Source organism: Microcoleus sp. AT3-A2 (assembly GCF_036705685.1).
GTDB lineage: Bacteria > Cyanobacteriota > Cyanobacteriia > Cyanobacteriales > Microcoleaceae > Microcoleus.
This window is the reverse complement of sequence record NZ_JAUBVF010000076.1, coordinates 1-26,639: the sequence shown is the minus strand read 5'-3', so window position 1 is coordinate 26,639 and position 26,639 is coordinate 1. Positions and strand designations below refer to the sequence as shown.

General features: G+C 45.2%; 20 protein-coding genes and 2 pseudogenes. 13 read left to right on the top strand and 9 right to left on the bottom strand.

Annotation, left to right across the window (positions count from 1 at the left end; all coding sequences use genetic code 11):
- Window positions 1-4,460 (bottom strand): cadherin-like domain-containing protein (locus tag QUB37_RS26355; protein ID WP_333167777.1); only part of this gene is annotated, 4,460 nt, incomplete at its 3' end.
- Between the two features lie 1,416 nt (window positions 4,461-5,876).
- Between QUB37_RS26355 and QUB37_RS26350 the strand changes: the two genes are divergently transcribed.
- The 4 genes from QUB37_RS26350 to QUB37_RS26335 all read left to right on the top strand — a co-directional run bounded on the left by QUB37_RS26350 (window position 5,877) and on the right by QUB37_RS26335 (window position 10,446).
- The gene (locus tag QUB37_RS26350) at window positions 5,877-6,131 is read left to right on the top strand and encodes a hypothetical protein (protein ID WP_333167776.1); all 255 of its coding nucleotides are present in this window, start codon (window positions 5,877-5,879) and stop codon (window positions 6,129-6,131) included.
- 4 nt (window positions 6,132-6,135) lie between these two features.
- Window positions 6,136-7,833, top strand: a complete 1,698-nt coding sequence (locus tag QUB37_RS26345) for a CHAT domain-containing protein (RefSeq protein ID WP_333167774.1) — start codon at window positions 6,136-6,138, stop codon at window positions 7,831-7,833.
- A gap of 1,621 nt (window positions 7,834-9,454) precedes the next feature.
- Window positions 9,455-9,865, top strand: coding sequence for an AbrB family transcriptional regulator (locus QUB37_RS26340; RefSeq protein WP_172184952.1), 411 nt, complete (start codon window positions 9,455-9,457; stop codon window positions 9,863-9,865).
- A 113-nt stretch (window positions 9,866-9,978) separates the two neighbouring features.
- Complete coding sequence (locus QUB37_RS26335) at window positions 9,979-10,446, top strand: regulatory protein RecX (RefSeq protein ID WP_006634375.1); 468 nt, start codon at window positions 9,979-9,981, stop codon at window positions 10,444-10,446.
- Window positions 10,447-10,547: 101 nt separating this feature from the next.
- Here QUB37_RS26335 and QUB37_RS26330 read toward each other — a convergent pair whose 3' ends face one another.
- Window positions 10,548-11,063 carry a DUF4385 domain-containing protein gene (locus QUB37_RS26330; protein ID WP_333167771.1) on the bottom strand — a complete coding sequence of 172 codons (516 nt, stop codon included), beginning with the start codon at window positions 11,061-11,063 and terminating at the stop codon, window positions 10,548-10,550.
- On the bottom strand, window positions 11,060-11,485 hold the full coding sequence (locus QUB37_RS26325; protein WP_333167769.1) for a DoxX family protein: 426 nt from the start codon (window positions 11,483-11,485) through the stop codon (window positions 11,060-11,062). Before QUB37_RS26325 ends, QUB37_RS26330 begins: the two co-directional genes overlap by 4 nt.
- Before the next feature lie 1,042 nt (window positions 11,486-12,527).
- Here QUB37_RS26325 and QUB37_RS26320 point away from each other — a divergent pair.
- From QUB37_RS26320 to ureG, 4 genes are all read left to right on the top strand, one after another.
- Window positions 12,528-13,019 (top strand): DUF4168 domain-containing protein, encoded by a 492-nt coding sequence (locus QUB37_RS26320; RefSeq protein ID WP_333167767.1) that lies wholly within the window; start codon window positions 12,528-12,530, stop codon window positions 13,017-13,019.
- A 430-nt stretch (window positions 13,020-13,449) separates the two neighbouring features.
- On the top strand, window positions 13,450-13,887 hold the full coding sequence (ureE, locus tag QUB37_RS26315) for an urease accessory protein UreE (RefSeq protein WP_333167765.1): 438 nt from the start codon (window positions 13,450-13,452) through the stop codon (window positions 13,885-13,887).
- Window positions 13,888-13,965: 78 nt separating this feature from the next.
- Complete coding sequence (locus tag QUB37_RS26310; protein WP_333167763.1) at window positions 13,966-14,700, top strand: urease accessory protein UreF; 735 nt, start codon at window positions 13,966-13,968, stop codon at window positions 14,698-14,700.
- A 37-nt stretch (window positions 14,701-14,737) separates the two neighbouring features.
- A complete protein-coding gene (ureG, locus tag QUB37_RS26305; RefSeq protein ID WP_333167761.1) occupies window positions 14,738-15,337 on the top strand; it encodes an urease accessory protein UreG in 600 nt (199 codons plus the stop codon).
- A 70-nt stretch (window positions 15,338-15,407) separates the two neighbouring features.
- Here ureG and murG read toward each other — a convergent pair whose 3' ends face one another.
- Window positions 15,408-16,472, bottom strand: coding sequence for an undecaprenyldiphospho-muramoylpentapeptide beta-N-acetylglucosaminyltransferase (murG, locus tag QUB37_RS26300; RefSeq protein ID WP_333167759.1), 1,065 nt, complete (start codon window positions 16,470-16,472; stop codon window positions 15,408-15,410).
- Between the two features lie 218 nt (window positions 16,473-16,690).
- Here murG and QUB37_RS26295 point away from each other — a divergent pair, with 218 nt between their 5' ends.
- The 3 genes from QUB37_RS26295 (at window position 16,691) to QUB37_RS26285 (ending at window position 19,826) form a co-directional block, all read left to right on the top strand.
- Complete coding sequence (locus tag QUB37_RS26295; protein ID WP_333167757.1) at window positions 16,691-17,617, top strand: nuclear transport factor 2 family protein; 927 nt, start codon at window positions 16,691-16,693, stop codon at window positions 17,615-17,617.
- Window positions 17,618-17,885: 268 nt separating this feature from the next.
- A complete protein-coding gene (locus QUB37_RS26290; RefSeq protein WP_333167754.1) occupies window positions 17,886-18,674 on the top strand; it encodes an SDR family oxidoreductase in 789 nt (262 codons plus the stop codon).
- A gap of 309 nt (window positions 18,675-18,983) precedes the next feature.
- Window positions 18,984-19,826 (top strand): IS5 family transposase, encoded by an 843-nt coding sequence (locus QUB37_RS26285; protein ID WP_333167752.1) that lies wholly within the window; start codon window positions 18,984-18,986, stop codon window positions 19,824-19,826.
- Between the two features lie 81 nt (window positions 19,827-19,907).
- Here QUB37_RS26285 and QUB37_RS26280 read toward each other — a convergent pair.
- The 3 genes and pseudogenes from QUB37_RS26280 to QUB37_RS26270 form a co-directional block, all read right to left on the bottom strand.
- Window positions 19,908-20,156: pseudogene (locus QUB37_RS26280) on the bottom strand (transposase); the annotation flags it as partial.
- Between the two features lie 89 nt (window positions 20,157-20,245).
- Window positions 20,246-21,547, bottom strand: a complete 1,302-nt coding sequence (locus tag QUB37_RS26275) for an NF041680 family putative transposase (protein ID WP_333167750.1) — start codon at window positions 21,545-21,547, stop codon at window positions 20,246-20,248.
- A 100-nt stretch (window positions 21,548-21,647) separates the two neighbouring features.
- A complete protein-coding gene (locus QUB37_RS26270; protein WP_333167747.1) occupies window positions 21,648-22,364 on the bottom strand; it encodes a transposase in 717 nt (238 codons plus the stop codon).
- A gap of 505 nt (window positions 22,365-22,869) precedes the next feature.
- Between QUB37_RS26270 and QUB37_RS26265 the strand changes: the two genes are divergently transcribed.
- Window positions 22,870-23,824 (top strand): IS630 family transposase gene (locus QUB37_RS26265; protein ID WP_333167745.1). Its coding sequence is split into 2 segments (ribosomal slippage): window positions 22,870-23,213 and window positions 23,212-23,824, totalling 957 coding nucleotides; the frame shifts between segments, so codons are not numbered across the junction.
- Window positions 23,797-24,872 (top strand): annotated as a pseudogene (locus QUB37_RS26260) (ISKra4 family transposase). Before QUB37_RS26265 ends, QUB37_RS26260 begins: the two are co-directional and overlap by 28 nt.
- Before the next feature lie 10 nt (window positions 24,873-24,882).
- On the opposite strand, the gene QUB37_RS26255 reads toward QUB37_RS26260, so the two are convergent.
- Window positions 24,883-25,275 carry a hypothetical protein gene (locus tag QUB37_RS26255; RefSeq protein ID WP_333167743.1) on the bottom strand — a complete coding sequence of 131 codons (393 nt, stop codon included), beginning with the start codon at window positions 25,273-25,275 and terminating at the stop codon, window positions 24,883-24,885.
- A 240-nt stretch (window positions 25,276-25,515) separates the two neighbouring features.
- On the bottom strand, window positions 25,516-26,421 hold the full coding sequence (gene rnhA, locus QUB37_RS26250; RefSeq protein ID WP_333167741.1) for a ribonuclease HI: 906 nt from the start codon (window positions 26,419-26,421) through the stop codon (window positions 25,516-25,518).
- Between the last annotated feature and the right edge of the window lie 218 nt (window positions 26,422-26,639).

Here is a 26,639-nt window from a genome sequence, read left to right as displayed (position 1 = left end):
CCCGTGACGCTGTTAGCATCAGCATTTCCGGTAAACAAGACAGGAGTGGTGAAGTTGTAACCGCCAACACCTGAACCAAAATTGTTAAAGGCGACGGGGAAAGTATTCCCAGCAGCAGTTAAATCAGCAACGCTGCCGGAGCTGGTAGTAGTACCAGTGGGAGAAGTACCAGTATCAGAAGACGTGATCGTACCTGTAAATACAAAGTCCGCCGTTCCCAGATTGCTAGCAGCAGTACCCAGATTCGCAATCAAGGTAGAACCACCGGCTACGGTACCGTTCGAGTCAAAATACAACACCGTTTCGTTTGAGCCATTAGTAAAGGCGAAGAAACCAGCAGTTGTAGAATTGCCCAGGGCTGTAGCTTGTGCAGCTTCCAAAGAGGCATAACTGCCACCTGTGAAAATCACGAACTCTTTGCCAGTAATGTCAGGAGTTGAACCGCTAACACCGTCAAAGTTAGTCGTAGTCAAATTACCGAAAGCGCTCGCGCTAAACTCGAATTTGTCTACCCCAGAGGTAAAGTCAGTAATCGTATCACCGCCTTCGCCTGTTGCTTTGTAAACAAACAGATCCGCACCAGCACCGCCAGTCAGAATATCTGCACCGCTGCCGCCGCTGAAGATGTCAGCAAACTCAGTACCCGTGACGCTGTTAGCATCAGCATTTCCGGTAAACAAGACAGGAGTGGTGAAGTTGTAACCGCCAACACCTGAACCGAAATTGTTAAAGTCGGTTGGGTAAGTGTTCCCAGCAGCAGTTAAATCAACAACGCTGCCTGAGTTGGTAGTAGTACCACTATCAGGAGATGCGATCGTACCTGTAAATACAAAGTCCGCCGTTCCCAGATTGCTAGCAGCAGTACCCAGATTCGCAATCAAGGTAGAACCACCGGCTACGGTACCGTTCGAGTCAAAATACAACACCGTTTCGTTTGAGCCATTAGTAAAGGCGAAGAAACCAGCAGTTGTAGAATTGCCCAGGGCTGTAGCTTGTGCAGCTTCCAAAGAGGCATAACTGCCACCTGTGAAAATCACGAACTCTTTGCCAGTAATGTCAGGAGTTGAACCGCTAACACCGTCAAAGTTAGTCGTAGTCAAATTGCCGAAAGCGCTCGCGCTAAACTCGAATTTGTCTACCCCAACAGTAAAGTCGGAAATTTTGTCGCCGCCTTCTTTAGTTGTCCTGTAAACAAACAGATCCGCACCACTGCCACCGCTTATGACATCTAAACCGAGGCCGCCGGTGATGGTATCGTTGCCGTCGCCGCCCTTGAGGCTATCGTTATAATTGCTGCCGACAATCTTGTCATCGCCTGCTAAGCCATCGTAATTAACTGGGGCCGGAGAAGTGGTGAAATCCACATTGTCAGCACCAGCAGTACCGACAGGAATAATTAGTGGGTCGCCGATGAAGACAAAGTTACTGACTTGCAGGCGAATGTTGACTGAGAAACTGGTCACAATTTCAAAGCGCCCCGCAACACTAAATACCAGTACAGCACGGCCGGTCTCGGCATCTGTAAACTGACAGAAAGTAGGCGCGTCTAAGTTGCCACCCAAAGCTGTAAACCGCGCTTGCAAACTGGTGATGCTGTTAACGGTGATATCAGCACTAAAGTCGAGCAAATTAGCGCTGCCGATCGACCCAACAGTAGAAGTAGCAGTAATCTCCAGTCGGGTCAAACTAGAAACGCTGAGATTACCAAAAGCTGCGGTAGAAAGCTGTAAAACATCGTCATCGACATTAAAGTCAGTAATAAAGTCAGCTTCTACAACTGTTTGAATCTCTTGGCGGGAAGTGAGGTAAATAAAGGTATCCTTCCCATTACCCCCACTCAGATTATTGGTTCCTAGACCGCCTTCGATCGAGTCATCGCCCTCATTTCCGGTTAATGTGTCATTGCCACTACCGCCGATGATTTTGTCTATGCCGAGGCCACCGTCGATCGAGTCATCGTCATCGCCGCCGTCGATATCGTCATCATCATCGCCGCCTTTAACTTTGTCCTTGCCCAAGCCTCCTTTTAGTGTGTTTTTGCCTTTACCACCGTCGATATCGTCATCGTCATCGCCGCCGTCGATATCGTCATCATCATCGCCGCCTTTAATTTTGTCCTTGCCCAAGCCTCCTTTTAGTGTGTTTTTGCCTTTACCGCCGTCGATATCGTCATCGTCATCGCCGCCGTCGATATCGTCATCGTCATCGCCGCCTTTAACTTTGTCGTTGCCTTTGCCTGCTTTTATTTTGTTTTTGCCTAGGCTAACTTCGATATCATCATCGTCATCGCCGCCGTCGATATCGTCATCGCCATCGCCGCCTTTAATTTTGTCCTTGCCTTTGCCGCCGATGATTTTGTCCTTGCCTTTGCCGGCTGTAATATCATCGTCACCATCGCTGCCTTCGATGTCGTTATCCAGCGTCGCAGAACCGACAATAACTTGAGGTGCTGTAGTGCCACCAAACTTAAAGACATTTTGCTGGACATCCAAGCTAAAACGCTGGTTGATGAGAGTTCTTTTGCCGTTGTCAACGTCAAAACTAAAACTAAGCGCACCGAAAAAACCTACTGCCGCTTTGAAAGTTAACAAGCCTGCGTTAATGTCTGCTTGAGAGAAGGTAGAACCGACTTGTGCTGGGACTCCATTCAACAATAGTTGGCCGGTTGTAGCATCGGGCAGCTCGGTTAGCTTGAAGACTGTGCCGCCAGGACCTTGCTCGTCATCGACATACCGCAACAACTCAGAAGTAATAGTTTGCGCGCCGCCGTCAGAACCAGCAATCAAGCCATTATTAGCTTCCACTCGCGCAGGGTTAAAAATCGGAGTTTGAGGTTGATTTGGAGTTGGAGTTTGAGGTTGAGTTGGAGTTGGAGTTTGAGGATTAACTCCCAAAAAGTCGGCCGCAGTGATCAGCGTTGCGTTGACATTCAACAATAGCGCCAAGGCGAAGTTATTGACCCGAATTTCGGTATTGACACCGATTTGTATAAAGGTCAAGCTGCTAAAGTTCAAGTCGCCAAACAGCAGAAACTTGTCGCTGCCGTCCTCGAAGTCAGTGATGACTGCACTTGCCTGAGAGTTACTGTTACTCACGACATAAACGTCAGCTCCAGCACCGCCTATACAGGTATGGTTGCCAGTACCGCCCATCAGCGTATCGTTGCCGTCGCCGCCCATCAGCGTATCGTTGCCGTCGCCGCCGCCACTAACGCTGTCGTCGCCGTCGCCGCCGTCTGCCATGTCATTGCCGCCGCCAGTAACGAGGGTATCGTTGCCGGCACCGCCCATCACGCTGTCGTCGCCGTCGCCGCCGCTAACGCTGTCGGCGCCCTCGTCGCCAGTGCAAACGTCGTTGCCGGCACCGCCCATCACGCTATCGTCGCCGATGCCACCGCTAACGCTGTCGTCGCCGTCGTCGCCACTGCAAACGTCGCTGTCGCCACCGCCGCTCACGGTATCGTTACCGGTGCCACCGCTAACGCTGTCGTCGCCGTCGTCGCCACTGCAAACGTCGCTGTCGCCACCGCCACTCACGGTATCGTTACCGATGCCGCCGCTAACGCTGTCGTCGCCGTCGTCGCCACTGCAAACGTCGCTGCCGCCATCGCCGGTAACGGTATCGTTATTTTTGCCGCCGTTAACGGTATCGTTGCCTTCGCCGCCGCTAACGGTATCGTTGCCCTGATCGCCCCGGACGTTATCGTTGCCTTCGTCGCCCTTGCAATCGTCGTCGTCTTTGCCGCCGTAGATGCTATCGTTGCCGGCGCCGCCTTTAACCTTATCCTTTCCTTGGTTGCCGTTGGCCCAGTCATCGCCGTCATCGCCTTCGCAGTCGTCGTTGCCTTCGCCGCCCATCACGGTATCGTTATCTTTACCGCCGTTAAGGGTGTCGTTGCCTTTGCCGCCCTTAACGTTGTCTTTATCGCGATCGCCTCTTATTTCATCGTCGTCATCGCCGCCCTCGCAATCGTCGTCATTCCTACCGCCGTAGATTTTATTTTTTTTGTCACGGTTTCCTCTGATTTCGTCCTTGCCTTTTTTGCCGAATATCTTGTCCTGATCGCCGGTGGCGACAATTAAGTCATCGTCATCAGTACCGATGACGGTTCCGGGCTCGATGCCGCTGCCATCGTCTAAGTCATCTATGTCGCCCACACCTTCTTCTAGTACGCTGGTAGATTCCGCCATTTGGCTGTCATCAGTAGCACCTGTTTCGGGTCCACCGTTAGACTGATCCGGAAATAAGGCGTTAATGTCCGCGGTGTTTTCGGTGAGCGCTACCTGAATTAAGTCGCGTAAGTCCGGAGCGGAATTTGGAGGGCTGTTGTTGCCTAAATCCACCCCGTCATCGGAGGGGATCGGTGTAGTAAACAACTTGGGATCTGTCTCTGTCATCTCAGGAATTCCTGTTTCATCTTGAAAGGCAAAAAGTGTTCCCTGTTCTTCAAGTAGTTCCATCGTTGATATTTCCAAAAAAATGGTAAGCTTCTTAGAATCAATTTATCAGCAAACAGGAGGCTGCAGAAGAATTTTTTTTAACTTCATGCTTTCGCCTGCTAGAGGAGCTGGTTTCCTCATCTTTACTATTATAGATGCCACTTAAACAGCAAGGTTTTTTTCGCTCTGTTGCGAGTTTTATATTCTGCAATTGCTACCAAAATTAATTGATCCGCAACCTACACTGTAATTACTGCGCCGAAGCGCCGAGCATTTGAGATGTTCTCGGTAATTTCTACAGTAAGCTGCGCCGAAGGGCCCCTTATTGTAGATTCTCTACGTAATTTCTACAGTGATTTAGCTGAATTTAAACTCGCAACTGACAACTCCTAAATAACTACCCAAAACCTGTATCCCCCAAATTTTTCCCTTGCATTTTTTCCGAGCTGGGCTGGGTGTATTGAAGTTTTGTAACACTCCCAGCTTTGACAAATCCTTCCCTGACTTAGGATTTGAATCTCTTCACTAAACGACTGCACGCTTCTAATTTTAGTTCCCGATGATTAATTATAAATTTAGATACTTCGCCCGGGCAAATATTTGTTCTAATTTTTAGTTGCACAATTTTTTCTCGATTCTAGGAAACCTCGCGAACTGAGAAAAAATTTTTTTCGGATCAATACTAAGAATTCTGCCAAAATATATCAATCTCAAGACAGATTGCAAAAAGTGCCAAAAAGTAGTAATAGGGCAGAATTCGTTTTTGGTGACAGTTGCAAGCTCGATCGGCATTTTGAGCGAGAATGACCCACAGCGAGGCTGCGAAACCCAGTTGCTTTGTAGAGGCTTCGCTACCAAATCCAAGAATTCTCCGAGAAACCGGCCTGATGAGGCGTAATCCTCTAGATGCCAAAAATGATGGTTGCTGGAGAGTACCGGAATAATTTGATTGCCGTTGTATTGTTGAGAGTTCTTAGCTGCTTACGTTTATTTTTGCTGCTTAACTTTAACTAGATTAAGAGAGTTAAATTAAAAGTTTTCTATATCATAAAAGCGGGAAATTAGCAATAACTTATTAGCAATTATCGATCGTCAACTATCGATTATCGATCGCCACTGAGGTCTTAAGGATGAGGGCGGAGGGCTTACGGATGAGAACCCAGGGCTGACCAATTAATTAATTGACACAAAATCAAGATTACACATGGGGGGTTGGTGGTACAGGATAAGCGGTAAAGACCGATCGACTGATCGCAAAAAAAAAAGAAATACTCAACTTTGCCTGCGATATTACCCTGAAAGCGGTTGGCGAGAGCCGAAGTAATTTTAATAAGAACTAGAGATCCGCCTGGTAAAGTGCCTCCAATTTAACTTTACTCAGCAAGGAGAAACTCAAGTTCACGACGAATCTAAAGGGGTCTGCGGTAGAGGTGCAAAATGTCAAAGATAGCAAGATTGGAGAAAATTCGGCTTTCATCGAGCCACAGGGCAATCAAAACTAATAAACTGTTATTAAAGTACAACTTTTATATCCTCAAAGTGTTTGAACAAATATATATGACCCTAGCGATCGCCCGATCGGGGGAAGCGAATTCAGAAACTTTGATTAAAAGAGTAAAAAATATGTTGCCGAGTGCTATTGCTAGCCACAAAGACGCAGGCAAGTTCAGAATTAAGGCGGGAGGGCGCTAAATCCGTGAGCCAGGAATTTCAACTCTCAGTCACCCCTGTTGGGGACGACGAATATCTAGTGCGGACAGAAAGGGTTGCACCCGGTGTACCCTTAGCCGAACAACAAGTCCGCTGGCCGATCGACGAATGGCTTGCACTGTCTGCTCAACTGATGAACGACCCGCTGGTGGGCTTGCTCCAGGGAAAAGCAGTACAGGGAAGCAGTTTTGCGGGTCGCGGGATCTCCCGTTCAGGACACAACTGTGCGCCGAATTTAGTAGCCCTGGGGCAACAATTATACAGCGGGCTGTTTCAAGGAAACTTGCGCGATAGCTGGACTTGCGCTCAAGGCATCGCCCAGCACCGCCGAGAAGTGCTGCAACTGCGACTCGGACTCAAAGGCCGACGCTTGCCGCGTCTGCCGTGGGAAGTTCTGCACGCAGGCGATCGCCCTTTGGCAACCGGCACCGATGTCGTGTTTTCTCGCTACCAACCAGGTACAAGTTTGTTCAAGCAAACCCGGATACTGCCTAGTGGCGGGCCACTAAAAATTTTAATGGCGATCGCCTCTCCGAGCGATCGAGACAGCTTGCAGCTCAAGCGAGAAGTGCTCCACCTGCAACAAGAACTCGAAAACCGCACGGGTAATCCTCTCAAAAACAGCCCCCACTCCCCGGAAATTCAACTGACTATTCTCGAACAGCCCGATCGAGAACAACTTACCCAAGCCCTAGAACAAGGACACTACCAAGTCCTGCACTACGCAGGCCACAGCAACTTAGGTTCCAGAGGTGGCGAACTCTACCTAGTCAGCAGCCGTACTGGCTTAACCGAAACCCTCAGTGGCGACGACTTAGCTGGATTGCTCGTTAACAACGGTATTCAGATGGCCGTGTTCAACTCCTGCCGCGGCGCCTACGGCGACCCCTCAAACCTCGCGGACGACAGCCCGGAACGGAACTTAACCGAAGCTCTAGTCAAGCGGGGCATTCCGGCAGTGCTAGCAATGGCAGAAAGCATCCCCGACGATGTAGCCCTAACTCTGACGCGGTTGTTTTACCGCAACCTCAATCAAGGCTATCCAGTCGATCTCAGCCTGAGCCGGGCCAGAGCTGGGCTAATTTCTGCCTACGGTTCTCACCAGCTATACTGGGCTTTGCCCATTCTCTACCAGCACCCGGACTTTGACGGCTATTTGACCGGCGGCCCAGCCCACAGTGCGACATCCGGTTCTATGGTGCACATAATCGCGTCGGGAACGCAACCGGCGCTCGCGGGTACAGAATGGAAGGCTCCGTCTTCGGTTTCGGCGATCGCCCAATACCCCCCAATCTCAGCCAATCGATCGCATGAGTCAGACAATTCTGACGGCGAAGTCTGGGAATATCCCAACCAATTAAAAGATCGTCGGGATTGGGTTCACCAGAACGATCGACCCGATGCTGCTAATTCACCGAACTCACCGACGGCTTCGCCGTCCTCTATTCCTAATTCTGAGTGTTCGGTGATCCAAGCAACTCGCGCCGCTGCAGCGACTCAGAAACCGTTAAAAAAACCGGGGTTGAAAAAATCTGTCGCCCTGATGCTTTGCTTGTTGCCCGTTGCTTTGAGTGCTGGCTTTTTTGGGTGGCGGTACTCGAACCAGCGAGGCACGAAACCTGAAGAGTTACTGCCGGCAGTACGGACTCCCCTGTCGCAAAATTACCTGCAACAACGTCACTAAAAGCGATCGCCGACTGCAATGCTGAATGTAGACCCTCTTGGCCTGGCTCCAAACTGGGTGGGGTTTTTGCTGGTCATTCGTTATAGGCTGCCGCTGGCACAGTGATCAAAAGTATACTGCTCGATCGAATCTCGGACTTACCTTCATCAAGTCGGTTTTTACCGAAAATAAGCAGCAGCGCAACCAAGCATCTAGGAAGAAACCGGGTTTCTCGTCGAGAGAGTAAGTCCGGGACTGTTTGATATGAAATTCGTCAGTCGATTGTAGATTTTAGACTTCGGCTTGAGCCCTGAGTCGAACAATTGGAGATTTTAGATTTACCCCACAGATGAATCTGGAAGCTTGAACAAGAGTCTAAAATTTTGATCTCTCCACGACAGGAGTCGGTTGCTTGTATGCGTTTTTGGGCGGGCTGATTCGGCAGCAGGAGCATTAGTCATTCGGCACAAGACAATAAAAGCCAGAGTTGTCACCATTAAGAACGTCCTCACCGTCAGCGCCCTTGCTATATTTCACAATAATTAATTATGGAAGCGGCTGTGAGTTTGACGCGCCCTTTCAGTTGGTGCATAAATTTTGAGAGTATGGCAGTTTACAAGCCACGAGTCGAAACCAATACATTTCCATCGAAACTCCATGTCGGGAACCGCTGCTAATTTGTTGTGCATCAAACATTTAAGCCGTTGTGCATTTAACTCGATCTTTTTCAATTCCCCTGTGGAAATAACCTCAAATTCTCTGGCTTGGGGCCGGAGGAGGAAGATTTTCCCGAGTTCCCCGTAGAAATCTACTGATTCCTGGCGAAGTGTTAAGAGTCGCGAAGCAATCTCACCAGATCAAAACTATTCCCCTCTTAGTGGCTGCCCGATGTTTCTGCCGCCGCGCCCATTGAGTCTGGTTCTAGCTTAAACCCGTTCACCGAACAGGTGAAATTTCTTTCAATTTTTAGCGGATTGCCTTCCCCAGACTGCGTTCTGTGCAAGTTATATGCCCAACACCTTAATAGAAGATTGCTCGTTGGTATTTGGGGTTGTGAGGGGATTTCCCGCCCGAAAAATAGGTTTTATACCATTTTAGATTTTAGATTTTAGATTTTAGATTGAAGAATTGGGAATGACTTATTCTATAAGGGTTTGGAGCTTGCCTACAGTTGGATTATTTTTGTAAACTGGTTTTGCAAGTAGCTGGCAGGGGCACCCTTGAACAAGTGCTGCCTCCCCTTGTTGAGGTAAAAGTTAACCCCGACCGGTAAATGCTTTCGGCAGATTTGCAGCGGCCGCGCTCTAGGTATTTCGATTCATGGCTGTCTTGTTTTTACCTTGACCACAGACACAATCGAGGATTGGTGAATGCAGGGAACAGACTTTAGTGTAAAAAAGTAAAGCATTTAATTTGCCACAATAATTTCCCGCGCGATCGCTCGGAGGGTTACGCAAGGATTTGGGCCGCGATCAGCAAATTGATCGCCCTTCGAGCATCCTTACTTGCACCCCCAGTCTTGAGGCTGCAGAAATTTATCCAGAATCTTAATATTCAGAATTCTTAGTATTGACAGTGAAACAAAGTTAATCTAATGTGTTGTAATTGATATAAGTAAAGTCCAATAAGCGAGGTACGGTCAATGGCAGAAACAGCTACAGCACCCTTAACAGGAAAAGGTCTGCTTCAAAAAATCAAAGGCAGTGATTTGCCGCGCAGAGAACTTGCAAAGCTTTGCGGCTACTTCACTGTCAGCAAAAGTGGAGAAACCCGGATTAATCTGGCTGAGTTTTACGATGCAGTGTTAGCTGCTAAGGGCATTGAGCTAGAGAAGTCTAAAGCAGACGGACGCGGACGAGAAGCGAGTTATCGAGCTAGCGTTCACAAGAATGGTTCGATCGTGATCGGGGCAAATTATACCCAAGAAATGGGATTAAAGCCGGGAGACGAGTTTGAAATTAAGCTCGGATACAAGCACATTCGCTTGATTCAGATCGATGTGGACAGACCGGATGTGGATGTGGATGATGAAGAGGAGGATACAGAAGAATAGAGGCGATTCCCTGCGGGATAGCTTCGCCGCGCGTGATGCAGTCAGCCGATAGCAAGGCGACTGGATTTGGCTTCGCTACACGAGTATTTGCGCGCCACCCTTCGATTTAACTGATGAGCTGTCTTGACTATTTCTATTTTCTCTTGTCCCGCAAAGACTACAGTGCCTCTGAACTTCGCAAAAAGGGGCAAGAGAAAGGTTTTGGCAATGAGGAAATATTGGAGGCGATCGCGCAAATTCAAGACCGCGGCTATCAGTCCGACACTCGCTTGGTGGCAAACTCGATCGCCTCTGCTGCAGGCAAATACGGTAAGTCTGCCATCAAGCGCAAGTGCCTGCAAAAAGGAATTACCAACGATTTGTTCGAGCAAGTCTGGGAAGAAGAAATTGCCGAAAATCAGGACTCCGAAGCAGAAAAACTGGCCGAATTAAAAGCCAAAGTCATGCGGAAATACAAGATCGATACTTGGGGGAAAGCAGATCCGAAAACCAAGGGCAAAGTCTTGAATTACCTGCAATACAGGGGCTTTAATGCCTTTGAAATTTGGCGACAGTGGCAAACAGAAGAAGATGACGAGTAAATAGTAGGGTCACGCAAATAGGTGCGGCGCAGATAGGCAAGCACAAATACACTGCTGCCGACGGGGCTAAAGTGTAAGTTCTGAGTTTTTGTAAATGTATGTCAATCCTCAGCGTTGACTAAATAAGATTCGTACATCTGCCGGTGTCTGGCTAAAAGTTCGAGATATTTCTCATTGATTTTGGCCAGCAGCCATTTCTCTTGAAAAATGGCTGCGGATTCTGCTTTCACCGGATCTGCTTGTAGTGGCAAAATATCTTTTCGAGCGGCGCTTTGCTCAGCAACAGACTTCAGCTTCTGAGGGTTTTGCTGGTATTTTCGACCGCTTTTGTGGTTGGCGTAGCGACGCGATCGAGTATACCCCATCTGCAAGAACTTGCGGGCCATGTCGGCCCCAACAAAATCTTCGCGATCGAGATACTCTAAAAACAAGGAGTAAATTTTGCTGCTGGACTCCCTGGCAATTTCAGGAGTCTTAAATCTCCAGAAAGGCAGAATTTCTCCTTTGTAGGGTTCAACCAACAGCACTCCCTGTTCTCCTTTCCCTACCCGATAAAGTTCCGGGTGCTGTCGAAAGTCGATGTTCTTAAAATCCGCATGGTAGTCGAACTGCTTCATCGGGCGTTTTCTGTTCTATCTGGAACTATAGAAGCCCGGGGTTTACCTTCGTCTGGTTGGGTATAAACCCAGGCCCAAGCAATGAAGACAGCTTGAAAAGGCAGCCTCAACCAATACAGTAATTGGTTGTGGGGAATCCCTTCTATCGGAATGTTGTTGACGGCTTGATTAATATTAGCTGGAAACACGGCAATAAACAAGGCAATTAATCCCCACGCCGCCGCCCTGCTGACAGGAGGAACTAACAGCCCAATTCCCCCCAAAATCTCGAAAAAACCGCTGATATAAACCAAGGCTTCCGGGTAAGGAAGCTGGGGTGGCACAATTCTGATAAAAGGTGCGGGTACTGCAAAGTGCAGCACGCCTACAATACTGATAGCTACTGCGAGGATAACTCGCCAAAGTTCTTTTTGACTTTTCATGGGCAATGGGTAATTAATAATTGTTAAATTGCTGCGAGAAGGCTTGCCAAAGTTCGCTATCTGCGGTCGAGATGACAAGAAAACTGTGGGTCAAAAATTCCATATTTCCGGGTTTGTCTGCTCTTGCTGGTGGCTCTAACAATTTTATTTCGTAGAAAAACCAGGTTTCTGGGTAACTCCCAGACAAGTTTTCACAGCCCCAAACTGGAGGAAGCGAGAACTGGAATCGAAGACCTGCGCGTTGACTGGCGAAAACAGATAGCGCGCATTTTTATAACAAGATTTTAATGTCTAGTTCCCTGCAGCTGTCTCTATCTTCGGGTAGTAAAACATGATTTTTGTTGTGGCTCTGGCTCCGCCAGCAGCCAAACCAGCGGGGGATTTTCTCGATCGACAAATGCACCACCGCTTAACATTAAATAAATCATCGCCGCAATTGATGAGTGCGATTGCTGCTAACTTTGACCGAAAGCATCCAGGATACAAGCCCCCGGATTCATTCCTTCGCAGACTCAGGACCCAGAAATAAAAAACCTGTATCCGATAAAGGAACCCCCCAATTTATCTGTGGGGTCAATGCTTCAATTCTAAAATCTAAAATCTAAAATCTAAAATCTAAAATCTAAAATCGATTGGCCTAGCCTTCCAGACGCTACCCTACCCTACCCTACGGGAACCCCTGTGGGAAGATAGCTTGGCTAGCGCGTACCTTGATGAGACTAATTAAGGCGAGTAATTTGTCAATAACTTTTAGAATTATTTAATATTTGCGCTTTTAGAATCATTCGGAGAGGCAATTGGGGAACGATCGGTAATTAAAATTACTATCTAAAGTTTGAATTTTGTCAACTTCCCACAGATGTTAGAATGAAATTATCGAATTTGCTAAAAAGTCGATCGTCGTAGCCACTCCCAAAGCATCCTGCTGGAATTCAAAATAGTCACCAACGGCAGGAACTTTTTACCCACCACATTATTCAAAAAGATTGAGCCTCCAAGCGCTGTGTCATTTTTATCTACACGCAATCAATCACCGACGACCATGAACACCTCACTAAACACCTCTAAATTTGGCATAAACCGGATGCTGCGACAATCGCTGTTGCTTGGCATCATTTCTGCAGCAACTTTAGCTAGCGGATGGGCGCCCGGTTTGTATGGACAATCCCCAAACCTTGTTTTCGGATCTGCCGCCCAAGCTCAAGAAATTAGCAGCGAAGAAATTACTAGCTACGCTCGTGCTGTGTTGGCAATAGAACCCAGACGGGTGGAAGCTTATAATGAAATTAAAGGAATGGCTGGGGGCTCGGTTCCCAGAGTAGTGTGCAACGAAACTCAGGAAATCAATAGGTTGTCTGGTGGTGTTCGCGGCATCGCGGTGAATTATTGCCAACAAGCTAAAAAAGTTATCGAAACCAATGGTTTGACAGTTAGTCGCTTCAACCAGCTTACTTTGCTTCAGCAAGCGGACCCGGCAGTCAAACAGCGAATTCAAGCCGAGCTCCTGCGACTGCAACAAGCGGGTAATCAATAAGCTTGAGGGTTTGAGTCTTTCTTCCTCTCCCGTTCTATTAGACTTCTCCATAAAAGCTTGTTAAGGGCAGGCAGGATGCCTAAGCGCTACCTCCCCCCAAGAATATATTGGAGATTTAAATTGTTCGAGTTCCTAGACGGTAGGCAAAATTTTTTGAAAAAAAAGCGATCGTCTGTGATCAAGTGCTTGACAAAATAACATAAATTTGGTATAGAAACCAGATCGGGAGCGGTCAGAGAGATGAATATTTCTCAACGGGCTGTAAATCGGAATGAGAGATAGCGATCGCCAAGACCATTAAAACGTTTTTAATTCCTGAAACATGAGCTGAAGATTGGAACTTCTGTCTTCCTTATTCCTTCGGCTATAAAAAAGATATTCCTCAAAAACTAAATGTCAAGTGAATTGCTCTGAGGAATAAAATAAAAAAATGCTAACTTTCACCAAACATTTACCTGCAAATCCCGATGCTGTTGTCAGCTTTAGTTTACCGATGACAGCGGACGATCGCACTCGCAGCCGCCACCGATTCGAGACAGAAACGGGGGAAAGGCTGCACCTGAGTTTGCCAAGAGGTACGGTACTGCGCGATCGGGATTTATTGCAGTCGGAAGACGGTAGCTGTTTGGTACTGGTAAGTGCAAAACCCGAATCGGTGCTGACAGCGCGGGCCTCAAGTCCGCTGCTACTGATGCGGGCGGCTTATCATTTAGGAAACCGTCACGTAGCTTTAGAAGTTGCCGATAATTATTTAAGGCTTTCTCCCGACTCTGTTTTGCAGGGAATGCTTGAAAAAATGGGTTTGGAAGTAACAGAGGAAATTGTGCCCTTTCAGCCAGAAATGGGCGCTTATGGGCACAGCCATTAGGCATTGGGCATTGGGCATTGGGCATTGGGCATTGGGCATTGTAACCAACAAATAACAGTCAACAAATAACAGTGAACAGTGAACAGTGAACAGTCAACCCTCAACAATCAACTTTTATGTTTATTGCAGCTAGCTTTTGCACCTGTGGGAGCTTATAGTTATTCTGAGGGAATCGAAAGCCTGGTAGAAACCGGTGCGATCGACAGCGAGATTACTTTAAGGAATTGGTTAGAAAATTCGCTGCAATTCGGGGCTGTACGAGTAGAAGCTGCTGTGGTGGTACGGGCTTTGAGGGCGGCACAGATTGGGGATTTGACGGCTTTGAATTACTGGAATGCTTGGGCTACTGCTGCTAAGGAAACAGAAGAGTTGCGCTTGCAAAGTTGGCAAATGGGGCGAACCTTGGTCAGGTTGCTGCTCGATTTGCGTGAAGCGAAGCTATCCCGCAGGGAATCGCCCGTTTCTTCTGGGTTAACAACAAGTGTAAAAGATTTGGTGGAATTTGGCGGCAATCAGTGCAATTTGGCGATCGGCTTTGGCATTGCCGCCGCCAACTGGCAGATTGAAGAAGAAGCGGCCGTGTTAGGATATTTGTACAGTTGGGCTGCAAATTTGGCGAGTGCGGGCGTGAAACTTATTCCCCTCGGTCAAACAGCCGGTCAGCAGTTGCTGTTAGATTTGCAGTCTCAAATTAGTTGTACGGCGCAAGAAGTTTTAAAATTAGAAGATGATGATATGGCTAGTTGCAGTTGGGGATTAGGACTGGCTAGTATGGCGCACGAAACTCAGTACACTCGGTTGTTTCGCAGTTGAAAATCTGAAAATCTAAAATCTAAAATCTAAAATCGCTATGGGTGCTTTTCGTGTAGGAATTGCTGGGCCGGTTGGTTCGGGCAAAACTGCTTTACTGGATGCTTTGTGCAAAGCGCTGCGGCAGCAATACCAGATTGCTGTAGTTACCAATGATATCTATACTCAGGAAGATGCCCAGTTTTTGGTTCGCAGTCAAGCTTTAGAGAGCGATCGAATTTTGGGCGTAGAAACGGGAGGCTGTCCCCACACAGCCATCCGCGAAGATGCTTCTATTAACTTAGTAGCGATAGAAGAGTTAGAACAAAAATTCACTGATTTAGATTTAGTATTTGTCGAAAGTGGCGGCGATAACTTGGCGGCAACTTTTAGCCCGGAGTTAGTAGATTTAACAATTTACGTAATCGATGTCGCTGCAGGCGATAAAATTCCCCGCAAAGGCGGGCCAGGCATTACTAAATCTGATATGTTGGTAATTAATAAAATAGACCTCGCCCCTTATGTAGGAGCAGATTTAGGCGTGATGGAGCGGGACGCGAAAAAAATGCGCGGCGACAAACCTTTTGTTTTTACTAACCTGAAGACCAAAGAAGGATTAGAATCAGTAGTTAAATTCATCCACTCCCATATCGTCGTCTAAAACATCAGCCTTCATCTGCGTTAATCTGCGTTGATCAGCCTTCATCTGCGGTTAAAACTCCTAAAAACTATCACTGCACCACCAATTCCCTCACCAAATTAGCCAAACGTTCTGTACTGTCTGTCACCGCTAATTGAGCAGCAGCTTTAGACATTTTTTCCAAATATTCGGAATCTCTTAACAAATACAACACTTTGCTTTGCAACACATCTGCTGTCAGTTCGCTTTGACGGAATACCACGGCGGCGCCGGCTTTAGCAAATACTTCCGCATTAAATCTTTGGTGGTCGTCAGCCGCGTGAGGAAAAGGAATTAAAATAGAAGGTACGCCCGTCACTGCTAATTCTGTCAGAGCACTCGCGCCCGATCGACTAATTGCTAAATTGGCTCGCTGCAACAAACTAGCCACATTGTCGTAAAATGGCATTGACAAATATTGCTCGTGTTTCAAACTCTCAGCATCGGGGTCATTATTTCCGGTGAGGTGAACCACCCAAGCACCCGCATCAAACCAAGCCGGAGCACACTCGCGCACTAACTTATTGACTGCGACAGCACCTTGAGAGCCGCCCATGACTAAAATAACTGGTACGCTGTCAGGAATTGGCAAATTTAGAGGTTGGGGGGCGAGGAATTGCGATCGCACCGGCGTACCAGCAACCACGGTTTTCGCGCGAGGTAAATGCTGGGCTGCGGCTTCAAATCCGATCGCCACAGCAGTGCATAAAGGACTAAACCAGCGCGTCACCTTCCCCGGAATGGCATTAGATTCGTGGAGAATCACCGGCAAACCCAAAGAACGGGCCGCCAGAATTGCCGGTGCCGCGATGTAACCGCCGGTAGTAAACACTCCCTGAAAATTGCCCGCTTTGAGCAACTTCCGCACCTGAAGGATCGAGCCGGCGAGTCCGCCCAAAATTCGCAGTGTACCGAGTCCAAATCGCTGCTGAAAGCCTTCGACGGCGATCGTGTGGAGGGGGTAAAGGGATGAAACTAACTCGGTTTCCATGCGGTCTGGGACTCCCAGCCATTCGATCTGACAGTCGTTCAACTGGCCAGCGGTGGCGATCGCAGGAAATAAATGTCCACCAGTGCCGCTAGCTGCAACCAACAACCGGAGGGGGGCTTTTGTCAAGGTTTTTGTTTCTTTTACAAGTACAAGTTCCACAGGTCGATCAATTTTATATTTGAGGTTTTAGATTATTATGCTTATTATTCCGGCAGTTTCAGCCAATTTTCAATCAGCAATCTAAAATTAGATTGTGCCGTGTCCGTCCTTCCGTTGTCAGTTTTCGTTGCAGGCGAACAGTTGCCCGCGCTACCACTCCTGACAAATAACCAAATTATCATCTAATGCGTAATTTTTTGAATTTAGTGCCAAGTGTATCTCAGTATTTTTCCAGCCGTCGGGACGAAAAAGCCGATTTTCTTCGAGGGCTGCGCCAACGGGCGATCGTTTTTGGCTTTAACGGCGGGCAGTCGATCGCTCAAATGTTGTTATGTTTAACAGTGGTAAGTGCTGGCGTGCTGCATCCTACGGCGGTAAGAGCGATCAGTGCGATCGGGGCGAGTCCCCAAACGATCGCCCAAACCCCTGAAAATGCGCCCGCCCCACTCACAAAACTGCTAACAGAAATTGACGCAGCGGCCAACCGGCGCGATGTCAAAGCAGTCATGGCATTTTACAGCCCGAATTTCACTCATTCTGACGGCTTAAACAGCCAAAGCATGGAAAAAGCCCTCACTCAACTCTGGGAGCGATATCCGAGTTTAAATTACCGCACCGAGATCAAATCTTGGAAAACCGAAGGTAGCGCGATTCTTGCGGAAACCATAACTACAATTGCCGGCACTCAAAAAAAGGATGGCAGAGAATTAACTCTCAAAGCTACCATCCGTTCCCAGCAGCGCTTTGAAGGTGAAAAAATAGTTAGTCAAGAGATTTTAGCAGAACAAACTCAGCTTAGTTCTGGCGAAAATCCTCCCACAATTGAAGTGAATTTGCCGGAGCAAGTTAAGGTGGGCGAAGACTACCATTTTGATGCCATTGTTCGAGAGCCGATCGGCGATGATATTTTAATAGGGACTGTTTTGGAGGAACCCATTACCGAAAAAACCTTTTTTAATCCCTCAGAAGTCGAGCTGGAGTTGCTAAATGCCGGGGGAATTTTTAAAGTAGGTAAAGCTCCGGCTACACCTGAAAATCGGTGGGTTTCAGCAGTTTTGATGCGACAAGGTGGAATTGCAACAGTTAGTGTGCGATTGCGGGTTGTCAAGTAATAAAATAGGTGTTATGGGCATGGGGCATGGGGCATGGTAATGGGTGATTGGTGATTAGTAAGTGGTAAGTGGTAAGTGGTAAGTGGTATAGCGGTTATTAGTCACACGAGGTACATATTTGAAGATAAAAAAAATCTCATTCAAGGAATTAAACATACCTCACTATAGCGATAAGGGCTATAGCAAATAACAACTAACAAATAACTAAACTAACAAATAACCAATGACAACAGTCAACAGTCAACCGTCAACAGTCAACTGACAAAAAATGATTTCTCTTCAAAACCAAATTGTTTTCATTACAGGTGCGAGTAGCGGTATCGGAGCAGCCTGTGCCAAGATATTCGCCAAAGGTGGAGCCAAACTAATTTTAGCAGCCCGCCGTCTTGAAAAGCTCGATCTACTGGCAAACGAACTTGTAGAAACAAAATCCATCGCATCGGCGAACGAGATTTATTTGCTAGAATTGGACGTGCGCGATCGCCCTCAAGTCGAATCGGCGATAGCTGCGCTTCCCGATGCCTGGAAAAACGTCGATATTCTGATTAACAATGCGGGATTGAGCCGTGGTTTAGACAAACTGCACGAAGGTAACTTTCAAGATTGGGAAGAAATGATTGATACCAATGTTAAAGGGTTGCTTTACATGACTCGCGCGATCGTGCCGGGAATGGTAAGCCGAGACCGCGGCCACGTAGTGAATATCGGCTCAATAGCAGGCCGCCAAACTTATCCGAAAGGTAATGTTTATTGTGCTTCCAAAGCAGCAGTGAGAGCTATTTCCGAAGGGTTGAAACAAGACCTTTTGGGAACACCAGTGCGGGTGACGGAAATAGAGCCGGGTTTGGTGGAAACAGAATTTAGTAATGTCCGGTTTCATGGCGATGCAGAAAAAGCAAAAAATGTCTATCAAGGATTAACACCTCTGACTGCGGACGATGTAGCCGATGTGGTGTATTTTTGCGCGACGCGATCGCCCCACGTCAATATTAGCGAAATCTTGCTAGTTCCCACAGACCAAGCTAGTGCAACTCTGGTTCATCGAAAAGAGTTTTGAGTTTTTATAGGGTTTCTCATAAAGATGAGTTACAATAACAGCAGTGAGTAAACCAATTCCTCCAGAAGTGTTGAACGCTTATTGATAGGATTCTGAAAATAGACATACGAATCCTATAAACTGCTGATTTTAGCAATTGAAAACAAGTTCCTTAAACAGTAGACCTCTTGCAAAATAATTTTATGATATAATGGAAAGTTTTGCTTTACTGGATTGAATCCCAACTCTTAACTTATTTTTACTCTTGCCTTGCTAGAAACAGGATAAGATACTAGAAACTTATATTGGTTGTTGCACAATCAGTAAATCATGAAAAATCAATCTTATCTAAATTTGACATCTCATCAATTTAAACGTAGATTTGGTGTCAAAATTGAGACTTTAAAAGTAATGGTTAAAGCCTTGGAAGAATTCAGGTCAGAAAATCATAAAGACAGAAGAGGGCGTGGGACTATCCTAACTCTTGAAGAACAGGTCTTAGTTGCATTGGAATATTGGCGAGAATATCGAACATATTTTCATATTGCGACAAATTGGGGAGTATCTGAATCAACCCGAAGCCGAATTGTAATTGACATCGAATCAACTTTAATGAAAACTGGAAAATTCCGTCTTCCTGGGAAAAAAGCATTACTCAAAAACTCTGATTATCCAGCAGTCGTGGCGATCGATGTCACAGAAACAGCTATTGAACGACCAAAAAAAAAACAGAAGAAATATTATTCAGGCAAGAAGAAATGTCATACCCTCAAAACTCAATTGGTCATTAATCAAGAGACAGGAGTAATTATTTGCACTGCTTTTGGGCAAGGACATTGCCACGATTTTAGCTTGTTTAAAAAAAGTAAAATCCATTTTCATCCCGAAACAGATAGCTTACAAGATAGTGGGTATCAAGGCATAAAAGATTATCATTCCAATAGTTATATTCCTAGAAATAAACCTAAAAATGGGAAACTTTCTCTCTTAGAAAAAGACTACAATCGAGCTCTAGCACAAGAAAGAATTGTTATTGAACACGTTAACCGGAGTCTGAAAATTTTTAAAATCTTGTCGAGTCGTTATCGGAATCGTCGCCGCCGTTATGGTCTGCGTTGTAATTTGTTATCAGCAATTTATAATTATGAGTTAGATCTAGGGGGATTAAATTGAAAACTTTCTATTATAGCATAGATTTTTTTTGCAAGAGGTCTAGTGAATATAGCTGATTTTTTCACACATAAAAGCCTGTCAATATCGTAACTTGTCTAAGAGTTTATGTCCAATTTCATCAGGAACTTTAACCAACTGAAGCAACAAATAACAAATCAAACAGGCATAAATTTGGATCTTAATTCCATTGGTATTTTTAGTAATTAGACGAGCTAATTTTAAATGCATCTTTAAGAATTTCCACAGCAATTCAATCTGCCATCGTCTTCGATAAATTTCTCCAACTTCGACCTTAGTGTATGCTAATTCTCCTGATTCAGGTAAATTACTGTAGTTTAGACTAAAAAATGATTGCAGCTAAAAGTAGCCACCTTTGAATATCCGGCAAGCTGTTACTCAAAAACTCAAGAGGGAGAAGATTAAATAACTAATCTTGAATACTTTTTGCGTCGAGAAACCCGTTTTTTCACAGTGGGATAGCACGGTGCCTTGGTACGTACCTTTCCTTTTTCCCAGCCGGGGGATTTTCCCCTCTGTTTGGGCATTTTTGCGGGAGTACCAATGTCAACTAAAACCGACAACATTGATTGGGCAACACGTCCAGCGGTTAAATTAATCGTAGCAGATTGCCAAGGTAATACATTCTCAACCACTAAATCCCTAGCTAGCCAGAGCTGCCAACTCATCAATGGCATTAAATCACTCCACCGCTCGGATTGTTCGGGAGTTCTCAAGTTAGGCAAAGTCCAATGCAATCGTTGCTTGACAAATCTATACCAATGATCCACTCCAAAACGTCGTAAATATTTGAACCAGACTGTTTCTAAGGGTAGAGTTCGTTCTCCCACCCAAGCCAACCATAAGGGTGGAAACGGCTGACCATTTGACATGGGCTTCATTCTTTCGACGAGGATTAAATTGACTCTTTGTCCAGGGGCACGATAGAAATGTAAGTCAAGCCATTGCCTGACTCGGACTTGTCCCAAGCCTGGATGTTCGTCAATTTCAATCACAGTATCCGTTTGGAGCCATGTGGTTGGGTCGTTGAGTCTCATTTTCGGCCCATGTTTCCGTGGCCTACCGCGACCACTATAGGCTGGTGGTGCTGACCACAAACACGCATTCCTTCGGACTCTCATTAAACAATCAGCTTGAATATCTGCTATCGCCAGTACCCAATTTGCATTCCCATATTCAGCATCTAAAACTGCTAAGACTGGATTGATGCTATGTTCACAGAAAAGTTTGAGTTGGGAAGCTGCTTGAAGTATGGGTGAAGACCCACTACTAATTCTTTCATGGAGCAGGGGTAATGCCCAACTTCCTTGTGCTTCTGGTATCCACGCAATTGTACTGTACCCCTGTCCAACAATTACGCCATTCTGATATTCATGGGTTCTCTCTTTTAAGGTTTTGGCATCGGGTCTCGCCCATGCAGTGTGGTCAATTGCCACTAATATATGTTCTGTTGCGGGTACTTGCTGTTCTAATTCCTCTCGATACAGCATCATCAGTTTTTTCCGGTCTGGCCTACAGTCTTGCAATGCTTCGTAAATACTTGGCCATTGACGATTGAATAGCGGGCTGAGTGAAAATTCTGCCAAACAGGCCGCATTCCTGGTGGTCATCACTGCATCCATCAGCTCGAATGTTGCATCTTTCGCGAGTACCAATAATTCGTATGCTGCTTGACGAAAGTCCTTTAATCGTTCACTGTTCATTTAGGGAGTGGATAGGTTTTATTTTTCACCCTCATTCTCTCCCGGCGCGGTGGCTCTAGTTCTTCTGAAAGCCACCGTTCTCATCTTTAGTTAGTCTAAACTACAGTAAATTAGTGACAAACCTAAATTCAGTTCGTGTTTCTAAATCTGAAAAAGTCACTAATCTTACTTGAACTTTTCGTTTGTCACTCCACACTTCATAAGTTCCCTCCTCCTTCATGTTGATAGTAGAATTATTCTTAATTCGTAGTACAAAATATTGATTTTCTTGTTTCATTAATTCTTGAACGCGTTCAGAGCTAGAAAAACCTCTATCCATTACAGCGACTCCATTTTGAGGTGTGGCTGCTATAGTTTCATCTCCATGCTCACTGTCATGACCTTGGCCAAAATGAATGTGTACTCCATCAATTATTCCCCGTTCATTGTCCGTTCCAGCAAATAATTTTACTTGATGGTATTCCTGTTGCCAGAGTAATTTACTTGTCAAGGTAACTATCGTTGAATCTAAAGGGAATAAGCTGAGACAATTTTTGTTAATTAATTGACGTTTTATATCGGCTTGTAATCTTTCAAAGATTTTTACAAAAACATCAATATCTCTATGCTTACTAGCCTTGGAAAAAGTTGATATATCTAGGGAAATATCTCGATTGTTTAAACGGCAAAATAGGGAACGCATAGTATCCAGACTTTGGTCAAAACTAAACCCTAGCCAGCAGGAGACAAATGTGAAGCTATCTAAAACTGGATAATCATCTTTGGGTAAATGGGCGAGATACCGTTTGACAATTTTGGGGAAGTTAGAAAATAGCATTTCAGTTGATTATTAATAATTTATAACTCTGCAATTATACATTGTTTGGCAAATTTTAGCAATCTTTTCCTATCATTCAACACTTCTGTAATGGGAGACTAATGGTAAAACCTGCCGCTCGTAGTCCCGCAGCTATGGGAGCGTGTCACTTATGCTATGAGTATAAATACTGGTAAAGACTACAATCACTTTTTTACCTATCATCAGTAAAATAGGCGATAATTATGATCTCTTCCCACTTCCCAGTTGAGATAGAATCATGACACCCGAACAAGAAAAGGCGATTAAAACACATATATAGCCTTTCTCAGAAAGATGAGGTATAATGTTACTGACACTCACTCGTGAGGGTCAAACAGAGAAGATAAGATCAAATGAACTATAATTACATGGTTACGCACAAGCCACGCGAAAGTGATAACACACATAATAGCATTTTTGTGACAGCACGATTTGCTTGACTCACAACACCTTTACTTGTACCCAACTTCATACATTGTTAAAAATGAAAGCTTATTCGATTGATTTTAGGCAAAAAATCCTTGATACTTATCATGCTGAACCCATTTCACAAAAAGCAATAGCCAAGCGTTTTTCTGTAGCCCTCAGCTTTGTACAAAAATTGCTTAAACAATATCGTGAAACAAAAAACATTACTCCGAGAACTGACAGATGTGGAGTCAAAGGCAAACTCAATGCAGAGCAACTACTCATCTTGGCCCAATTGATTGAAGAAAATAATGATGCAACTCTTGAAGAACTCCGTTATTTACTTTATGGAAAAATCGGATTTTCCGTTAGTAGAGCTACCATAGGAAGAATGATAAAGCTCTTAAATATTACTGTTAAAAAAAACTCTATTCCCTTCAGGCAAAGGCACCGACCGAGTTCAAATCCTGCGATGTGAGTTCTGGGAAACAATTAAAAATATTAGTTTGAAAGACTTAATATTCATTGACGAATCGGGAGTTAATTTGGCGATGGTTAGGTTATATGCTAGGTCTTTAAAGGGTGAAAGAGCCAAGGGTCCAAAACCAACTAAACGTGGCAAAAATGTCACAATAATTGGAGCAATGTCAGTTAATGAAATTTTGACATCGGTTAATCTAATAGGCGGAACTGATGCAATTACATTTGAAGCTTTTATTATCAGAAAACTTGTGCCAAAACTCTGGAAAGGTGCTTGTGTAGTGATGGATAATTGTCCAATTCACCTGGGAGAAGAAGTGAAAAAAGCTATCGAAAAGAAAGGGGCAAAATTAATATACTTATCACCTTATTCACCAGATTTTTCACCAATTGAAAATCTGTGGTCAAAATTTAAAATTATTCTCCGTTCTATCAAGACTGCTAATTATCAAGAATTAGGGAAAGCTATAGAGTTTGCGTTGGGGCAAGTTACATCATCAAATATTTTTAACTGGTTTACACACTGCTGTTATTGTACCTCATCTTTTTGAGAAAGGCTATAGATGCTATTTCTGCTATCCTTTATGCTGATTCTAATCCTGATGCCTTGCAGACATTAGAAGATATTGAACTCGCAGTGAGAGACCAAGTATTGACTCATGTGACACCACATATCGGCTTTTTTTTATCTGCTCAGCTAGCGGTACAAAAGCCGGAAGAATCAAGACTTTAAAAAGTACCATAGGTAATTTAAGTATCACCCAGAAGCAAGCAGATAAACTAGGCTGCGGTAGTGCTAGTAGGTTGAGTCCACATTTAGAAAACTGTTGCTTAAGACTGAGTGCGAATGTCTCTTATCAGCATGCAGCCCTAGATATTAAGTATCTAACGGGAGTGACTGTTCCGTCTAAAACACAACAGAGATTAGTACATTATCAAGACTTCCACCAGCCCATCGCCAGAGCAGATATTTCAGAGCTAAGTGCAGATGGTGGAAAAGTACGACTGAGGGTACCTAAAGGGCAAAAATCTGAATGGAAAGACTATAAGCAATTGTGTCGGAAGCTGGTATGGTGGCTAGTTTCAATAAAAATGATATCATCATTAATTGGGCAAATAAACAACCGCTAGCAAAACCTATAACTTGCTTGGGCGATGGACATGATGGAGTGTGGAATATATTTAAGGAAATCAGTTGTGAACAGAACAGAAGAGAAATTCTCGATTGGTATCATCTGAATCAAAATCTTCAGAAAGTAGGTGGTTCAATGAAGAGACGTAAAGCAAGCAGAAGCATATTTGTGGAAAGGGAACGTAGAGAGGGCGGCAGCTCTATTTAGAAAGCTCAAGAAAACATCAGCAGTGAATTTTTGCAAATATCTAGAAAAGCACAAACAAAGGATTATCAACTATGAAGCTTTCTCTATTGAGGGCATCTGTTCAATTGGTTCAGGAGCGGTAGAATCAGGGATTAAGCAAATAGCCAGACGAATTAAAATATCAGGAGCTAGTTGGAAATCAGAACATGTGGGGCAAGTATTAGCTCATCGTTGTGCTTACTTGAACGGGTTAATTGGAAATCAGGGAAAAAGTTCATAAGTATAATTACTCACTGCAAAAGTGACATGCTCCCCGCAGCTATTTCTTGATGGGTCAAATTAGTCCCTTTGATTAATTCATTCATTGGGTCTCCCGCCGTGTAATTTTTTAAAACTTCTAAAAATGCTGCATCAATGCCGATTTGAGTAGACAGAATACTTTTTCTTCCCCCTCCTTTCTTTCTGACCCTGGAACTCTTTAGTGTCTCTGAGTCCATTTTTTCTAAATCTTCTATTCCCTTGACGATGGTGTTTCGACTGCATCCCAAAAGTTGCATTACATAGCTAATTCCACCCCATCCTAATTTTTGAGCTTCGATAGCTGCATACCTTCTTTTATCCTTTTCTGATAAGGATTTATAAAATTTTTTCATTTCTGACTCAATTGAATTAGAATAAGACATGGGTTTAAACGCCAATTAGAGTAGTTGAGTAGAAAAATCCGTTGTGAGTTAATCTCTGTTTGGGTGAAAATTGCAATAAGCGCACTTTTTTCAGTATAACCGATAATTCATCAACTTATTTATTTTTTATTCCTAAAAGGACACAACTAATGTTGTGTCCCTACGGAATTTTGCCAAATCTTGCTTTGAGACAGTCATTAGTCATCAGTTATTAATCAACCAATAACTCATGACTAACCACTAATCAGTTGTACTAACGTGGTCGATTCTCTCTAATTGCCAGAGAATTTGGTTGCCTTCGCGCCGCACCCGCGACACTACCCAATTTCGCCAAACCCAGTTGTCTCCACGACTGGTGACAGCGCTGGCATTTACATCCATCAAATCAGCCAGTTCAGAACTGGTAATCAAGTAGCCTTTCGTAGCAACCTCGTCGGCGATGTGCAACGTTTCGATCAGATTGCGGAGGTCTTGAACCCTCACCTCGCGGGGCAAGTTCTCCAGGGTATCGGCAGTTGAATCCATCATGGTAGAGTTGGAGATCGGAAGGTCAGAAGTTATGACATAGGATTCTATCGTTTTGTTACCAGTTGCGTCCGTTTCTTCCGAAACAATTGTGTTGTCAAAGTGTAGGGGCGTTGCCCCCGTACCCGCCCGGGCCTCGCCTACAGTTGGTTTCTGCTGTTGCAGTTCGGGAGTGAGATTGTGCGAGAAGCTGTGGGCGATTTCATCGCATCTGTCGTTGTAGAAGTCGCCGGAGTGGCCGCGGACGTGTTCCCACTTGATTTGCCGGGAATTCAGCTTGTCTAGCAGGTGCCAGAGGTCTTGGTTGACAACATCTTTGCCCGTTGAGGTTTTCCAGCCTTTATTTTTCCAGCCTTGAATCCATTTGGTGATGCCGTTTTTAACGTATTCGCTGTCGGTGTAAACGGTGACTGGTTCGGTTTGACCGGAATTGGCAAAAAATTCCAGCGCAGCGACGGCCGCCTGCATTTCCATGCGGTTGTTAGTGGTTTGGGGGTCTGCACCTCCGAGTTCGTGACAGTTGCCGTCGGCGAAGCAAACTACTGCACCCCAGCCACCTGGGCCTGGGTTGCCAGAACAAGCGCCGTCTGTGTAGAAGCTTTTGATTTTGGGAGTTGTCATGAGCAAATTAATTTGTTATTTAGGGCTTGCTGAATGATGAGCTAAAGGTTTACACAGCAAGCCTTAGAAGATAGGGCGATCGAGCCGCAAGTGCAAGAGAAACAGCTAAAATAGTACAGAACCTTTGCACCATCGTTGACGCCTAGTACAGCTCGGCGTAAGTACACAGACTATATTTATGGTAGAATAACATAGTTAGCTGAGACCCGTTTAGGTGG

What these genes read in the sequence shown, in the direction of transcription:
- QUB37_RS26255 (WP_333167743.1), bottom strand. Translation starts at nt 25,275, where the DNA reads ATGTCTTATTCTAATTCAATTGAGTCAGAAATGAAAAAATTTTATAAA.
- QUB37_RS26285 (WP_333167752.1), top strand. Translation starts at nt 18,984, where the DNA reads ATGAAAAATCAATCTTATCTAAATTTGACATCTCATCAATTTAAACGT.
- QUB37_RS26335 (WP_006634375.1), top strand. Translation starts at nt 9,979, where the DNA reads ATGAGCTGTCTTGACTATTTCTATTTTCTCTTGTCCCGCAAAGACTAC.
- QUB37_RS26320 (WP_333167767.1), top strand. Translation starts at nt 12,528, where the DNA reads ATGAACACCTCACTAAACACCTCTAAATTTGGCATAAACCGGATGCTG.
- QUB37_RS26350 (WP_333167776.1), top strand. Translation starts at nt 5,877, where the DNA reads ATGTCAAAGATAGCAAGATTGGAGAAAATTCGGCTTTCATCGAGCCAC.
- QUB37_RS26275 (WP_333167750.1), bottom strand. Translation starts at nt 21,547, where the DNA reads ATGAACAGTGAACGATTAAAGGACTTTCGTCAAGCAGCATACGAATTA.
- QUB37_RS26330 (WP_333167771.1), bottom strand. Translation starts at nt 11,063, where the DNA reads ATGAAGCAGTTCGACTACCATGCGGATTTTAAGAACATCGACTTTCGA.
- rnhA (WP_333167741.1), bottom strand. Translation starts at nt 26,421, where the DNA reads ATGACAACTCCCAAAATCAAAAGCTTCTACACAGACGGCGCTTGTTCT.
- QUB37_RS26325 (WP_333167769.1), bottom strand. Translation starts at nt 11,485, where the DNA reads ATGAAAAGTCAAAAAGAACTTTGGCGAGTTATCCTCGCAGTAGCTATC.
- QUB37_RS26340 (WP_172184952.1), top strand. Translation starts at nt 9,455, where the DNA reads ATGGCAGAAACAGCTACAGCACCCTTAACAGGAAAAGGTCTGCTTCAA.
- ureE (WP_333167765.1), top strand. Translation starts at nt 13,450, where the DNA reads ATGCTAACTTTCACCAAACATTTACCTGCAAATCCCGATGCTGTTGTC.
- QUB37_RS26270 (WP_333167747.1), bottom strand. Translation starts at nt 22,364, where the DNA reads ATGCTATTTTCTAACTTCCCCAAAATTGTCAAACGGTATCTCGCCCAT.
- ureG (WP_333167761.1), top strand. Translation starts at nt 14,738, where the DNA reads ATGGGTGCTTTTCGTGTAGGAATTGCTGGGCCGGTTGGTTCGGGCAAA.
- QUB37_RS26290 (WP_333167754.1), top strand. Translation starts at nt 17,886, where the DNA reads ATGATTTCTCTTCAAAACCAAATTGTTTTCATTACAGGTGCGAGTAGC.
- QUB37_RS26295 (WP_333167757.1), top strand. Translation starts at nt 16,691, where the DNA reads ATGCGTAATTTTTTGAATTTAGTGCCAAGTGTATCTCAGTATTTTTCC.